Raw genomic sequence first — 13,798 nt, 5'->3', positions numbered from 1 at the left:
CGAGAACACAATGTTAACGCGGCTGCAATTCGTGGAAAAATTTTACGGTTCTTTTATCTTTTGCAATCTACGTTAACCCTTCCGTAATAAATTTGTCATCTTTAAGGAAAATTCGACGTAAAAAACTATGACAGCAGAAGCGTACTCAACAGGATCAAAAGTGACATTGCCCTCCCTGCCGCCAGCGCGGCCCAAATCTTCGTTTCGCTCCCGCCAAGTCGCTGCAATGGCACTTGCTTTTTCCGCTATCCCGATGTCAGCCATGGCCATACCGTCGCCGGAACTGGTGATCGGCTCGGTTTCCTCGCTGTCCCAGGTCCTGGCAGTAGGCGTCGCGATGGTTTCCGGCCTGGGTGCGGTGATCGCGGCAAAGCTGGGTTTTGCGCCCAAGCCGGGCAAAGCCCCGGCCCGCTACCCGGTCAAGCTGATCTCCGTCCTCGTTCTCCTCGCCCTCTCGCTGGCCGCAGGCAACTACTGGCAGTACAGCTCGCAACAGACCGCAGAGCAAATGCGGCTGCAGGCGACTCTCACCCGTCCGGCGCAGTTTGACGGCGCCGCGATCAGGGATGCAAGCCTGAAGGAAACCAGTTTCTCGAAACAGGCAGACCACCCGCTTTCGGTCACCACGGACGAGGCCGCGGGACTGATCGGTGACGGCAGCACGCTGTTCTATGACATCCGCGAAACCGCAGAAAACAAGATGGGCACGCTGCCCGGCGCCACCCATGTGCGCTTCCCCGACTTCCTGCAGTCGCAGCCGGTACAGCCGGGCCAGAAAGTGGTCCTGTTCTGCCACAACGGCAACCGCAGCTCGGAGACCTGCGCCAAGCTCGCGGAGATGGGCATCGATTGCAGCTTCATCGCCGGCGGCATCGAGAAGTGGATCGTCGAGGGGCGCGACTTCTCCGACAAGGAGGTGCAGACGCTCTCGGACCTGCGCGCGATTCCGGAGTATCCGGGCAAGGACGTGCTGCTGAGCACCGATGACTTCAAGACGCTGCTCGACACCGAGGACCTGCAGATCGTTGACACCCGTTACCCGGGCGATTTCGCCAGCGGCCACCTGCCGGGCGCCGTCAACATCCCGATCCGCAAGATGACCACCGATGCGCTAATGCAGCAGATCGCGGCGCTGGACCCGGACAAGCCCACGATTGCGGCCTGTTATGACCGGCGCAGCTGTTTCATGAGCCAGGTTCTGGGGCTGGAGCTGACCCAGCAGGGCATCGACTTCCGCGGACGCTACACGCTGCCTTGGGAGTATTTCGTTGCGCCCGCGCCGAAGCCGCATGTTCAGGACTGGCTGACCGAACAGCAAACGACCCTGTGGGACCGTGCGATCTCGGCGCTGGCGTCGGGCCTGCTCTGGGTGCACGAGCGCAGCCACATTCTGCTGGGGCTCCTTGCACTGTCGCTGGTGACGCGGCTTTTGGTGCTGCCGGTGGCGCTGAAATCCGAACGCGACCAGATGATCACCAACGAAACAGCCGATGAGATGAAGGCGCTGAAGGCGAAGCTGGCCCATGATCCGGTGCGCAAGGCGCGTGCGGTGCAGGCGTTTTATGCCGACAAGGGCCTGACGCCGATGAAGAACCTAACCGCGCTCTTGTTCCTGCCGGTGATGATGCTGGGCGTCTCCGCCGCGCAGGAGGCGAGTGCGTCGCTGCAGACGCCGTTCCTGTGGATGGCGGACCTCGGCATGCCCGATCCGCTGTTCATCATGCCGGTCCTGTTCTGCGCGCTTGCGGCCGTCTACCTGCTGTGGGCGGTGGCCAAGACCCGGCGCCAGAAGCAGCTGTGGATGGGGCTTGGCCTGCCTGCGCTGTTTGCCATGGTGTTCAGCCTCACGGCCGCCGCCAACGCCTACCTCTGCTTCAGCCTGACGCTCCTCCTGGTGCAGCGCGCTTATGTGACCGGGCTGCACCGCAAGCTGGGCACGGCGCTGTCCCTGCGCGCTCACAAAAGCAAGCTGGCCCGGCTGCCGCGCGGGGTGATCCCGATGGGCTACAGCGAGGAGCTGGCGAGCGCCGGCAACAAGGCGCTGCGGCTGTCGGTGATGAAAAGCGCGGGCCTGCCGGTGCCGGGCGGGGTGATCCTGCGCGCCGATGCGATTGCCGACTACACTGGGATGAGCGATGCGCAGAAGGATGCCTTTGCGATCCGTGTGTTCGATCTCGCGGGCGGCCGGCCGGTGGCCGTGCGCAGCTCCGCTAGTAACGAGGACGGCGCCGGGCAAAGCTTTGCGGGTGTCTTCGACTCCGTGCTCGACGTCACTGCCGAAACCATGCGCGCGGCGCTGGACGAGGTGGTGGACAGCTTCTCCTCCGCCCGGGCGGCCAGCTATGCCGGTGGCGGCGAGGGTGCTGGCCAGGCCAATATCGTGGTGCAGGAGATGGTGCAGGCGGACTATGCCGGCGTCATGTTCACCCAGGACCCGATGGCCCCCGGCATGCGCATGATCGAATATGTCGAAGGCTGCGGCGAGGATCTGGTCTCGGGCCGCGTCACGCCCGCTTCCTTGCGCTTTGGCCGCTATACCGGCCTTCCGGCAGCCGGGGATCAGGATCAAGCGCTCGACATGGCGCCGCTCCTTGCGCTCGGCAAGCGCATCGAGGAGATCTTCGGCTGCCCGCAGGACGTGGAGTGGGCCTATGCAGAGGGCCGTTTCCAGATCGTGCAGAGCCGCGACATAACCACGCTCAGCCTCGGCAGCGACGCCGAGCGGATCCGGCTGGCCGAATGGCGTGCGGTTCTGGACCGCTATGCCGAAGCCGATCCAAGCGAGGTCATCCTGGAGCAGGACGAAATGTCCGAGGTTCTGCCCCGCCCCACCCCGCTGAGCTTCTCGCTGATGAGCGAACTTTGGGCGCCTGGCGGCAGCGTCGACCTCGCTTGCCGCGCGCTGGGGGTTCCTTACGGCCTGCCCGAGGGGCGCGACGGCCATCTGGTCAACCTCTTTGGCAAGACCTATGCGGATGTGGCGCTGAAACAGCAGATGACGCTGAAGCTGAGCCCCGCCAAGGCCAAGCAGCTGCGCAAGCAGGCCCGGCCGATGATCTCCCGCTTCCGTGGCGAGGTGATGCCTGCGCTGAAGGACAAGCTGGCGATCTGGCAGGCGGTGGACTACGCCGCCCTGCCCCAAGACAAGCTGGTGGAGGCCATTGGCACGCTGAAGGAGATGTTCGTCCGCGACATCTACCTGGAGGCCGAGAAGATCAACATCCTGGCCGGTTTCACCATGGGCGAGGCCAGCACCGCCGCTGCCGGCGATACGGCGCTGCGCGCTCACCTTATGCACGCAGAGCTGCCCAATGCCCCCTCCAGCCTGCTTGCCTCCTGCCAGGGCAAGGACGCGATGAGCCGCGCGATGCGTCTGATGGGGCACCGGGGGATCTATGACTACGAGCTGAGCATACCGCGCTACCGCGAGGCGCCCGCGTTACTGGAACCCCTGCTGGGCGACAAACTGGCACCGATCGGCGCGGTGCCTACACCCGCCAACCTGCCCGACGCGCTGGACGAGACCATCGCCATCGCCATCGCCTTCCAGGATCTCAAGGAACAGGCCAAGCACGAGGCGCTGCGGTTGGTTGCCGAACTGCGCCGCGCGGTGCTGGCTCTGGGAGCACGCAGCGGGCTGGGCGAACTGGTGTTCCAGCTCAGCTTTACCGAGCTTATGACGGGTGATTGGTCCAAGCCGGACGCGCTCCTGGCTGTTGCCGAAGAGCGCGCGCGGACCGGGGCGCTGCGCAAGCCCTCGGCGCCGTCTGAGGTCTCGCTCAGCCTGCGCGACTGCGAGCTGCTTTCGCTCGGCGCACAGGCGCGGGATGCGGACGGCTCCCTTGGCGGCACCTGCGTTGCGGGCAGCGGCAGCATCTCCGGCCGGGTGTTCTGGATGGAAGACGAAAGCAGCATCGACCGCGCCGCTTTCGAAGGTTTCCGGGACGGCGACATCCTGGTCTGCCGGATGATCAACCCGGCCTGGCTGCCTTGGGTTCAGCGCTCGGGCGCGGTATTGAGCGAGGTCGGCGGCTGGCTCAGCCACATGGCCATCGTCGCGCGGGAGAAGGACATCCTGATGCTGGTCGCCTGCAAGGGGCTCGACAGCCTCGGCCACGGTGAGACGGTGACCGTTTGCGAGGACGGCCAGATCCTGCCGCAGGAGGAGAAGGGCCTCAAGGTGGTCTCCGCCTGACATGGCCCGGAATTGAACAACAAAGCACCCGCTCCGCATGGCAGCGGGTGTTTTTGTTTATGTAAACCACCCGCTTGTCGGCCGTAAGCCGGGGAGCACCCAATCCTCTCCGCCACTTGCATTCTTGGCAAGGATTGCCATATCCTGGTACGGTGAAAGGAGCTCGCCCATGGCCACTATGAACGTCTCTCTGCCTGACCAGATGAAGAATTGGGTGGAGGACCAGGCCCGCACCGGCACCTATGCTAATTCCAGCGACTATGTCCGGGATCTGATCCGCCGCGACCAAACACGCGCCGCGGCCATCGCCGAGGTGCAATCCGCCATCGACGCAGGTCTCGCCAGCGGCCCGGCCGAGGCGCTGACGGCAGAGGATTTCAAGGCCGCCATGCGCCGCAATGGCTGACCCGCGCTGGGTCATCCGCCCCGCCGCCCGCGCCGATCTTGCCGCCATCTGGCGCTACGGGCTGGAGACCTGGGGCGCGGCGCAGGCCGATACCTACGCCGACGGCCTGTTTGCCTTGTTCGAATTGCTCGCTGAATTTCCGGCAATGGCCAGTGAACGCTCCGAGTTCACTCCGGCGGTCCGCATTCACCCGACAGGAGCGCATCTGGTGATCTACCGGCTGGACCAAGGCCGCCCGGACATCCTCCGCATCCTGCACGCCCGCCAGGATCTGGTGGCAGCCCTGTCGGAATAACACCCGTTCCGCTCTTGTCATTTTGGACACATCTGCTCTGATGGCCGCATGGACCCGCATCTCGACCCCAAGCAGACCGCCCGGCTGATCCAGCACCTGAAGGAGCAGATGGAGCAGCTGCCGCCCAAGCTGAAGACGGCGGCGAAATACGTGATCGACAACCCCGGCGACTTCGGGCTCGATACCGTGCGCACTTCGGCGCAGAAGACCGGTATCAGTGCCAACGGCTTCGTGCGCCTCGCCCAGCACCTGGGCTACGATACATTCGAGGCCTTCCGCGCCCCCTTCCGCGCGGCGCTGACCACCCAGCGCGACGCAGAGCTTGGCCAGGACTGGCTGGACCGCATGGGCAGCGAAGGGCCTGCCGGGGCGTTACAGGCAGCGGCGGCGCGCAATCAGCTCAACATCACCTCGCGCTCGCTGCGGCTGATGACGGCGGCGCGCACGGAGGCCATTGTTGCCGCGCTGACCTCGGCGCGGCGCTGTTTCGTGACAGCGACCCGGTCGTCCTACGCGCTGGCCTACTACTTCCATTACGTCGGCCGCATGGCCCTGCCCGCGCTGGAACTGGTGCCGCGCCACATGGGCGCCGCGCTGGACGATCTATTGGATATCGGCCCCGAGGACTGCCTGATCGCGCTGACCTTTGCGCCCTATTCGGCCGGCACCATCCAGGCGCTGCGGCTGGCCTCCGAGCGCGGCGCCAAGGTGATCCTGATCTCCGACAGCGAGGTGATCGCCCCCGGCATCCGCTGCGATCACGTGCTGGCGGTGGCAGCCAATTCGCTGCACCCCTTCGGCGCGGTGGGTGGTGCGATGGCGGTGCTGGAATGCCTGCTCACCCATCTGATCGAGGCGGGCGGAGACGAGGCCCGCCGCCGCATCGCCGCCTATGACGCGCTGCGCCAGGACAGCGGCGCCTATTGGAGCGGACCGAAGCTGCCGCGGGTGGGTGGATAACGCCCGGCCCGGACACATGGCGAGGCCGCTGGACTGGCGCTGGTCCTTACCCGCTTTTTTCACCCATCCCCTTCGATATGCAGGTTCTTCGCTTCATACTCGGCCCGCGTCGCCCGCTTGTGATCTCCCGCCAGCTGCACTGCGGCCATCGCCCTGTCGGTATAGATCTCCGAGCGCATCGGCCAGCTGAGCGCCGCATCAAACAGCCCGGGCATAAGGTCATAGCCGGGGTTCTCCCCCTTCAGGGTCCGCATCCACAGGTGCGCGCCGCATTTGCCGCAGAAGGCGCGTTCGGCAAATTCGCTGGAGGCGTAGCGCGTGACCGGTCCCTCCGCCGTCACCGCATCCGCGGCAGCCTCGAAACACAGGAAAAGCCCGCCGCTCCAGCGCTGGCACATGCGGCAGTGGCAAGCGCCCGGCCGCGGGTCGTGCGCGCCTTGGACGCGGATTGTCACGCTGCCGCAAAGACAGCGGCCTTCCAGAACTTCGCTCATTTCCAATCTCTCCCTGCGCAATTTCAAACGCCAGGCACAGGATAGGCGCCTGCCGGTTCCGGCAGCCTAGCGCAACGGTCGGACCAAGGAAGGGTTTTGCGGTGATAAAATGGCGACCTCCCCGTCGGCAGCGCCACCCCGGCGGACTGGCGCCGGCCCTTGGAGTTTCCTCACAGCCGCAGGTCCGCTTCTTCCGGCGCCAGCACATATTTCAGGTCGTAGAGTACCGCGCCTTCCGCCCCGAAACTGCGGAGGGCCTCCGCGCCCATCTGCCGGAACTCGTCATGTCCGACCGCGAGCACCACCCCGGCATAGGCCCCCTGCCCCGGCTCCGCCACCAGTGGAAGACCGTATTCCGCCTGCGCCTCGGCCGGGTCGGCGTGAGGGTCGTGGACATCGACAGCGAGACCGTAGTCTTCCAGTCCGCGCACCACGTCGATCACGCGGGTGTTGCGCAGGTCCGGGCAGTTCTCCTTGAAGGTCAGCCCCATCACCAGCACCCGCGCGCCTTCCAGCGCCAGGCCGCGCTTCAGCATCGCCTTGACCATCTCGCCCGCCGCATAGGCGCCCATGCCATCGTTGAGCCGCCGCCCGGCGAGCAGAATCTCCGGGTGATAGCCCATCTGTTCCGCCTTGTGGGTGAGGTAATAGGGGTCGACCCCGATGCAATGGCCGCCGACCAGCCCGGGCCGGAAGGGCAGGAAGTTCCACTTGGTGCCCGCCGCCCTCAGCACCGCCTCGGTGTCCAGCCCCATGCGGTTGAAGATCTTGGCGAGCTCGTTGACCAGCGCGATGTTAATGTCGCGCTGGCTGTTCTCGATCACCTTGGCGGCTTCGGCCACGCGGATGCTTTCGGCCTTGTGGGTGCCCGCCTCGACCACCTCGCGGTAGAGCGCATCGACCCGGTCCGCCACCTCAGGCGTGGAGCCGGAGGTAATCTTAACGATATCCTTCAGCCGCCGCGTCTTGTCGCCCGGGTTGATCCGCTCCGGGCTGTAGCCGGCAAAGAAATCGCGGTTGAACACCAGCCCCGAGCGCGCCTCCAGCACGGGCACGCAGTCTTCTTCGGTGGCGCCGGGGTAGACGGTGGATTCATAGATCACCAGGTCACCCGGCTTCAGCACGCTGCCGGCAATTTCCGACGCCGAAAGCAGCGGCGTCAGGTCGGGGCGGTGGCTGGCATCGACGGGCGTCGGCACGGTGACGATATAGATGCTGCAAGCGGCGATCTCCGCCGGGTCGGAGGTGAAGCTCAAGTGCTGCGCCGCCGCCAGTTCTCCGGCACTGAGTTCGCGGGTGCGGTCCTGGCCCGCGCGCAAGCCCGCGATCCGCTCCGGGCTGATATCGAAGCCCACAACCGGGCGGTGCTGCCCGAAGGCCGCCGCCAGCGGCAGCCCTACATAGCCAAGGCCGATGACGCAAATCCGTTCCTGTGCGCGGCTCATCCGGGCTGCTCCTATCCTCACGCGGGCAATGCCCCGCAATGGCACATAAATTCCTGACGCGGCCCGTTTCAACCCGCCCGCTTCCGGCTAGGCCACGATCACCACCGCAGAGACATCCGGATCCACGTCCCGGCAGGCCGCCAGCAGCCGCTGTGTCAGATGCGCAGCGACGTAGTTGGCGTGAAAGCGGCTTGGCGCCTTCAGGGTCAGCCGGCCCCCTGCCCTGCCCTCCCGCGCCAGGCCCTGGATCCAGGAGGCATAGTTGGCCGGGTCTTCCGCATGCAGCACTGCCTTCGCCAAGCTCCATTCCTTGCCATCGGAGATATCCGGCGCGGGCGGTGCGGCACCGGGGCGCAGCGGCACCACGTTCAGCGCAGGTTCCTCGGCGCCTTGCATCCGGTGTTCGAAATCCGGGCCCACGGCCGACCAGCGCGGTTGCGTGTCGCTGAGGAGGCGGTCGATGCCGATGCCGTATTCGGTGACCCGGCCGCGCGCGCCCTGGCGCTTGACGATGAGCCAGCCGCGGCCGCGCAGCTTCGCCATCTCTCGCTTCACCGTGCGCTCATCGACATGCCACAACCGGGCGATCTCGCGCTGGCCGACCGCCAGCTCGTCGCGCTGCCAGTTGTAGCGGGCGGTGATCAGGGTGAGAAACCTCAGCACCAGCTTCTCGGCCGGTTTGCCTTCGGCCAGCGCATAAGCCCCCAGCGCGGTGAGGATATCATATTTCAGCGCCGACGCATTGCGTCCCGCAGGCCGTCTGGCAAGCATTGCCGTCCCCGTTTCTGCTCCCCTGCCCTGCCGGGCCGGGATATGCTGCCTCATCTCGCCCCGGTTCTGGTTCGCCGGGATTTGCGCTGGCCGATTTGGCATCAAACTCAACGCTATTCAAATTCTGCATCTGATTTGCGTCCGGAATGTCGATTCTGTCAAGCGCTGGGTTCAATTCATTTCCAACCCAATCCCTTTTTCGTATGAAAAATCGGTATCAATGGTATTGGGGGACAGGCAGCATGTCCCCTATTGGCATCAGAATGTCCCCCAATTGGCGGTAGCCGTCCGCGCGGTGTCCCCCTAAATCTGGCGTCTCCCGGGTCCTTTTCGCGGGCCATCAAGTTACGTCTTCTCTGCGGCGCCGAATCGCGAATCCCCTTGATTGCCGGGGCTTTGCGCAATTGTGTCCCCGCGGGGACAGGACGTTCTTTCCCACGATATTAGGTTTTGCGTTTTTTGCAAATTCGGCGTAGATGGATTCCGAGGCCGCATTAGCGTCCGCTGCGCGGGCGCCGCCAAAAACAAAGACACCGTATAAAATATACGTGCAGACCGAGGAGCAGTGATGTTTACCCACGAAGACCTGTCCAAGATGCAGGCGCAATCGCTCAAGATGCAGAGCTGGATCCGCCAGCAGACCTTCTCGCCCGAAATGGAAAAGACGCTGCGCCGTTTCTCCTCCTGGGAGGTGGCCGAGCTGATCTTCCGGGTCAACCAGTCCACCCTGCGTGGCCGGCTCGCGACCGACCCCTCGCTGCCGCAGGGCCATGTGGAGGAAGACGGCCGCCAGCGCTGGTATTCGCTGGAGGAGATCAACGAGCTGCGCCGCCGCATCAAGATCAACCGCCAATCCCTGCTGCCGAAACGGCCCGCCAGAAAGCGGGCGCTCAGGGTGGCGATCTCCAACTTCAAGGGTGGTGCCGGCAAATCCACCGTGGCGCTGCACTTCGCCCATGCCGCGGCGCTGGACGGCTACCGGGTGCTCTGCGTCGATTTCGACCCGCAGGCAACGCTGTCGCATTCCATGGGCCTCAGCGACGTGACCGAGGATTACACCGTCTGGGGGATCATGGCGCGCGACTTGGTGCGCGAGACCGAGCGGATGAATGCAAACCTGCGCGGCGCGGAATCCGGCACCGCCCTGCCCCGGCGCCAGCTGCCCGAAGCGATCACCGGCATGGGGCTTCAGGATCTGCGGGTGAGCGATTTTGTCAAACCCACGTGCTGGCCCACCATCGACCTGATCCCAAGCTGTGCCAATGCCGCCTTTGTCGAGTTTGCTTCCGCCCAGTACCGGCACCTGAACCCGGAGTGGTCCTTCTTCGCCGCAGTCTCCCGCTACCTGGACCAGCTGCCGGTCGAAGACTACGACCTGATGATTTTCGACTGCCCGCCCGCGATCGGCTACCAGTCGATGAATGCGGTCTTTGCCGCCGACATGCTCTATGTCCCCTCTGGCCCCGGCTATTGGGAGTATGACTCCACCACTTCCTTCATCGGCCAGCTGTCAGAAGCGCTGGAAGATCTCTCTGCCTTTAACGGAGTTGTCCCTGCGGGGACGTTTGCGCTGCCCAAGGTGTTCCAGGACGTTCGCTTCCTGCTTACGCGCTATGAGTCCGGCAACGACCTGCACCGGGCGATGCGTTCGGCCTTCATGAAAGTTTTCGAGGGGCGGATGACCGAGCACCCGATCGAGATGACCCGCGCCGTCGAACAATCCGGCCGATTCCTCAGCTCGATCTACGAAATCGACTATCGCGACATGACGCGGGAAACCTGGCGCCGGGCGCGGGCCTCCTTCGATCAGGCTTACGAGGAGTTCAAGGCCTACGCCCTGGAAGCCTGGGACCAGCTGGAGGACGAGGCATGAGAAAACGCAGGGTCTTCGACGTCGACTTCCCCGCCGATCCCGCCCCTGTCCCCGCGGGGACGGACGTGCCGGAAGCGGAGGAGAAACCGGGTGAAAGCCGCCGCGGGCCGATGGCCACGGCGATTTCGGAAAACGCAGGCGCCCTGCGTGCCCGGGCCGAGGCGGAGCAGAACATCCGCGACGAGAATGACCGGCTGGCGCATGAGTTTGTGCGGCTGAAGAAGCTGGGGCTTGTGGTCGACCGCATCCCGCTTGGCAAAATCTCAATGGCGAAACTGGTCCGCGACCGCTCCGCAACCCGCGACCCGGACCTGGAAGAGCTGAAGGAGTCAATCAAGGCGGTCGGCCTCTCCAACCCGATCCGGGTCGAGGAGACGCAGACCGGTTACGAGCTGGTGCAGGGCTTCCGCCGCATCCAGGCCTACCGCGAACTGCATGCGGAAACCGGCGACGCGCGCTATGCCGAGATCCCGGCCGGGCTGGTTGCGCGTGGTGAAACGCTGCAAGGGCTCTACCGCCGTATGGTGGATGAGAACCTGGTGCGGCGCGACATCTCTTTTGCCGAGATGGCGCAGCTGGCGCTGAACTACGCTGCGGATGAAGCCACCGCCGCCGGGGACGTCGAGGCGGCGGTGAACGTTCTTTATGCTTCGGCAGGGCGCCAAAAGCGGGTCTATATAAGGCATTTCGCGGCCGTTCTGGAGGCAGTCCGGGGCCTGCTTACCTACCCAGAAGCGATCCCGCGGGCGCTTGGTCTGGATGTGCGAAAGCGCCTGGGCGAGGATGAGGTGGCGGCTGAGGCTCTGCGCGCGATGCTTGAGCGCGAGCGGCCGGGCACCGCCGATGCCGAGCTGGCGCTGCTGCGCCGCTTTGCCGAAGACCGTCCGAAGCCCGCCGCCAAACCGGGCGCAGCGCCGCGGTCCGGTGTTGCGAAGACCACGTTGCGCTGTACTGTCCCCGCGGGGACGGTCCGCTGCCAGGCCCGCGACGGCAAGATCGAGATGGCGATGGACCGGGACTTCTCGGAGATCGAGCGGCACAAGCTTGAGGACGCCATCGCCGCCTTCTTCCGCGCATTGGAAGAAGACTGACGCCAGCGCCCTGACCTCTGGCCTAGACGCAGGCCCGGCGGTTGCGCCGGGCCTTGTTTAGCTGTCCCCGCGGGGACAAGCGGCCTCATATATCCATTTCCGGCTTGGCTCAGTTCAGCACCCGGAAAGCCACCCGCCGGTTGCGGGCCCGGTTCCGCGGCGTGCCATTGGCTGCCTCCGGCACGGATTCGCTCTAACCAAGGGCCTGCGGCCGGACCTCGATGGTGCCGATTTGCGCAAGAACTTGTGCGCTGAAAAGGTGCGCTGCTTACTGCAGCAGCAGGTGCCAGGCCGTCTTGCCCTTGCTGCCGGTGTGGCCGCCGGCCTTTACCAACACGACAGGGCAGGGGCCGGAGGTCGCCGGCAAGGCAATTGAGGAAACCGAGTGACCCCCTGGTGAGCCGCTCGGTCGCGCACGCGCTGTCGATGCCCCGGCTGCGCGAGAAGATGCCGAACCGCCGCGGCGGCGCACGCGGCAGGTTTACGTTGCGGCCCGTTGGCCTGTTACGTCCCCGCGGGGACAGCCGTGTTCCCGGCGCCGGAGCGGCGGAAGCTGAGGTCGAGGCTGATCAGCCCAGCCGCCAGAAAGGCAACTTCGCCGGCCACTTGGAGTTGTCCGCGCCCGGCGTCAGATTGCAGTCCTGCAGCTCCAGAAATATTGGCTGCAACCCCGCGAACCTCCTTCGGTTGGAATCTACAGGAGCGACTGCCACCGGCGCGTTCGGCCTGGATTGCGCACCGCGCCGGGACGGCCGCCCTGTTTGAGTAGCTTTCGCTGCGCTGCAGCATGGCCCGCCCAGACCGCGGCAGGCGGGTGCTAGCGCTGGCCAGGAACTCCCAGCAGGTAGTCCGTCCGATCCATGCCGATGCTGCAATCGGTAAACCGATGCCGGAAGCCTATAAGGATGAGCGCCTTTCTTAAAATCCCCTCACCGTTCATGGTCGGGCGCTGATTGTCGCCCGCCATGCGGAGAAGCGCTCGATGACCCGGATTGCGGCCGGGTTCGGAGTGTTCGGTCAGGACCGTGCACAACTGGCTCGCGCACGCGCCGGACTGGAGGAGCAGGCCTGAAATTCGCTCGTGGCTTTGCGCGATGCGAACCAGGCCATGCTGTTGCTGGACGGCTGCGGCGATGGCCGCTGAGCAAGGTCTTTGCAAGTTCTTTTGGCAGAGTTGATGGCAGCGGATCTTGAAGGGCCGGGGCAAGCTCGCGCGTCGGCAGATGCGGCTCCAGGTAAGGAGGCGCCTTCGAAAAGGTGCTGAAAACTTGGGCGCCGGGCCTGCGAATTACCGCCGCTCCGCTGAGGCGGGGGCAGGGGGCAGAGCCGAGACCGGGGCAGGGGCTCCTGTCCGCTCAGTCAGAGCCGCAACCTTTTCCCGCCCTGGTGGGCCGGGCGGCGTGCTGACCCACGGCGGGGCAGGTTTTCAGAACCCGGCGCGCTGCGGTTGCACAACGCGACCCTGCGGGCTTGGCAGCCGGCATGTCTAAGCTTCCCGGCTTCAGCACCGCACAACAGATTGGCCCGGCCAACGAGCAATTGCGCGTCCATGGGGTTGAGCCAGATGGAGAACGGGACGGTGGCTGGCCTGTTGCAGCTGACAGGGTCGGATTGGCCCGTGCCGGACTTTTCGGCCCTGTGCCGCAAGCCGAGTGAGTTGGGACGATCGCTAGGCTCCAGACTCATTGAATTTCAGAGCCAGAAGATGACGGCGGCGGCGAGCGCGATGGCTGAGAGGAAGACCTTCGGGCACCTGTCGTATCGGGTCGCCACACGCCGCCAATCTTTCAGCCTGCCGAACATGATCTCGATGCGGTTGCGTCGCTGGTATCTGCGCTTGTCGTATCGAACGGGTTTGTCACGCGACTTCCTGCCCGGGATGCAAGGACGTATCCCTTTGTCTTTCAGGGCATTCCGGAACCAGTCAGCGTCGTAGCCCCGGTCAGCAATCATCCAATCGGCGGCGGGAAAGCTCCTCAGGAGCGCCCTGGCTCCCGTGTCGTCACTGACCTGACCGGCGGTCAGGAAGAACCGGATCGGACGGCCAGAGGCATCTGTAACGGCATGCAGCTTGGTATTCATGCCGCCCTTGGTTCGCCCCCTCTCGGGACATTGCTGCGCAATGCCCTGCCGGGCAAGGGATCAGGCGTCCACGCCCCCCTTTTTGACGCCCATGCTGGTCGCGGTGCGGTGTGCCTTCAGATATATCGCATCGATCATAACGGTCTTCTCTTCGCAGTGGTCGGCTGCCAGACCGGCCATCATCCG

The 13,798-nt window shown here is 65.0% G+C and carries 9 protein-coding genes and 1 pseudogene; 6 read left to right on the top strand and 4 right to left on the bottom strand.

The genetic code is table 11. The features are described 5' to 3' along the window. Positions 1-253: 253 nt before the first annotated feature. The 4 genes from ACOHX0_RS18435 (at position 254) to ACOHX0_RS18420 (ending at position 5,856) form a co-directional block, all read left to right on the top strand. Positions 254-4,195, top strand: a complete 3,942-nt coding sequence (locus ACOHX0_RS18435; protein ID WP_420678680.1) for a PEP/pyruvate-binding domain-containing protein — start codon at positions 254-256, stop codon at positions 4,193-4,195. A 169-nt stretch (positions 4,196-4,364) separates the two neighbouring features. Further along, positions 4,365-4,601, top strand: a complete 237-nt coding sequence (locus ACOHX0_RS18430; protein ID WP_420678626.1) for a type II toxin-antitoxin system ParD family antitoxin — start codon at positions 4,365-4,367, stop codon at positions 4,599-4,601. Next, positions 4,594-4,896, top strand: a complete 303-nt coding sequence (locus ACOHX0_RS18425; RefSeq protein WP_420678625.1) for a type II toxin-antitoxin system RelE/ParE family toxin — start codon at positions 4,594-4,596, stop codon at positions 4,894-4,896. Before ACOHX0_RS18430 ends, ACOHX0_RS18425 begins: the two co-directional genes overlap by 8 nt. A gap of 48 nt (positions 4,897-4,944) precedes the next feature. Next, on the top strand, positions 4,945-5,856 hold the full coding sequence (locus ACOHX0_RS18420) for a MurR/RpiR family transcriptional regulator (RefSeq protein WP_420678624.1): 912 nt from the start codon (positions 4,945-4,947) through the stop codon (positions 5,854-5,856). Positions 5,857-5,915: 59 nt separating this feature from the next. Here the strand turns inward: ACOHX0_RS18420 and ACOHX0_RS18415 are convergent, their stop codons facing one another. The 3 genes from ACOHX0_RS18415 to ACOHX0_RS18405 form a co-directional block, all read right to left on the bottom strand. Continuing rightward, entirely contained in the window at positions 5,916-6,350 is a 435-nt protein-coding gene (locus tag ACOHX0_RS18415; protein ID WP_420678622.1) for a GFA family protein, read from the bottom strand. Positions 6,351-6,520: 170 nt separating this feature from the next. Then, on the bottom strand, positions 6,521-7,795 hold the full coding sequence (gene tviB, locus ACOHX0_RS18410) for a Vi polysaccharide biosynthesis UDP-N-acetylglucosamine C-6 dehydrogenase TviB (protein WP_420678621.1): 1,275 nt from the start codon (positions 7,793-7,795) through the stop codon (positions 6,521-6,523). An 87-nt stretch (positions 7,796-7,882) separates the two neighbouring features. Continuing rightward, positions 7,883-8,566 (bottom strand): DnaA N-terminal domain-containing protein, encoded by a 684-nt coding sequence (locus ACOHX0_RS18405; protein WP_420678620.1) that lies wholly within the window; start codon positions 8,564-8,566, stop codon positions 7,883-7,885. Positions 8,567-9,134: 568 nt separating this feature from the next. On the opposite strand from ACOHX0_RS18405, the gene ACOHX0_RS18400 reads away from it, so the two are divergent. Then, positions 9,135-10,439: an AAA family ATPase gene (locus ACOHX0_RS18400; RefSeq protein ID WP_420678619.1), complete on the top strand. Its 1,305-nt coding sequence runs from the start codon at positions 9,135-9,137 to the stop codon at positions 10,437-10,439. Next, positions 10,436-11,530 (top strand): ParB/RepB/Spo0J family partition protein, encoded by a 1,095-nt coding sequence (locus tag ACOHX0_RS18395; protein WP_420678618.1) that lies wholly within the window; start codon positions 10,436-10,438, stop codon positions 11,528-11,530. The genes ACOHX0_RS18400 and ACOHX0_RS18395 overlap by 4 nt, the downstream gene beginning before the upstream one ends. A 1,692-nt stretch (positions 11,531-13,222) precedes the next feature. Here the strand turns inward: ACOHX0_RS18395 and ACOHX0_RS18390 are convergent. Continuing rightward, positions 13,223-13,798 (bottom strand): annotated as a pseudogene (locus ACOHX0_RS18390) (IS5 family transposase); the annotation flags it as partial.

The organism is Cribrihabitans pelagius (genome assembly GCF_048820915.1).
Taxonomy (GTDB): Bacteria; Pseudomonadota; Alphaproteobacteria; order Rhodobacterales; family Rhodobacteraceae; genus Cribrihabitans_A; species Cribrihabitans_A pelagius.
The sequence above is the reverse complement of the archived record's forward strand: the minus strand, read 5'-3'. Positions and strand labels throughout refer to the sequence as shown.

Excerpts from the sequence above, each read along its gene's own strand:
- ACOHX0_RS18415 (WP_420678622.1), bottom strand. The coding sequence starts at position 6,350 with ATGAGCGAAGTTCTGGAAGGCCGCTGTCTTTGCGGCAGCGTGACAATC.
- ACOHX0_RS18395 (WP_420678618.1), top strand. The coding sequence starts at position 10,436 with ATGAGAAAACGCAGGGTCTTCGACGTCGACTTCCCCGCCGATCCCGCC.
- ACOHX0_RS18425 (WP_420678625.1), top strand. The coding sequence starts at position 4,594 with ATGGCTGACCCGCGCTGGGTCATCCGCCCCGCCGCCCGCGCCGATCTT.
- ACOHX0_RS18435 (WP_420678680.1), top strand. The coding sequence starts at position 254 with ATGTCAGCCATGGCCATACCGTCGCCGGAACTGGTGATCGGCTCGGTT.
- ACOHX0_RS18430 (WP_420678626.1), top strand. The coding sequence starts at position 4,365 with ATGGCCACTATGAACGTCTCTCTGCCTGACCAGATGAAGAATTGGGTG.
- ACOHX0_RS18400 (WP_420678619.1), top strand. The coding sequence starts at position 9,135 with ATGTTTACCCACGAAGACCTGTCCAAGATGCAGGCGCAATCGCTCAAG.
- ACOHX0_RS18420 (WP_420678624.1), top strand. The coding sequence starts at position 4,945 with ATGGACCCGCATCTCGACCCCAAGCAGACCGCCCGGCTGATCCAGCAC.
- tviB (WP_420678621.1), bottom strand. The coding sequence starts at position 7,795 with ATGAGCCGCGCACAGGAACGGATTTGCGTCATCGGCCTTGGCTATGTA.
- ACOHX0_RS18405 (WP_420678620.1), bottom strand. The coding sequence starts at position 8,566 with ATGCTTGCCAGACGGCCTGCGGGACGCAATGCGTCGGCGCTGAAATAT.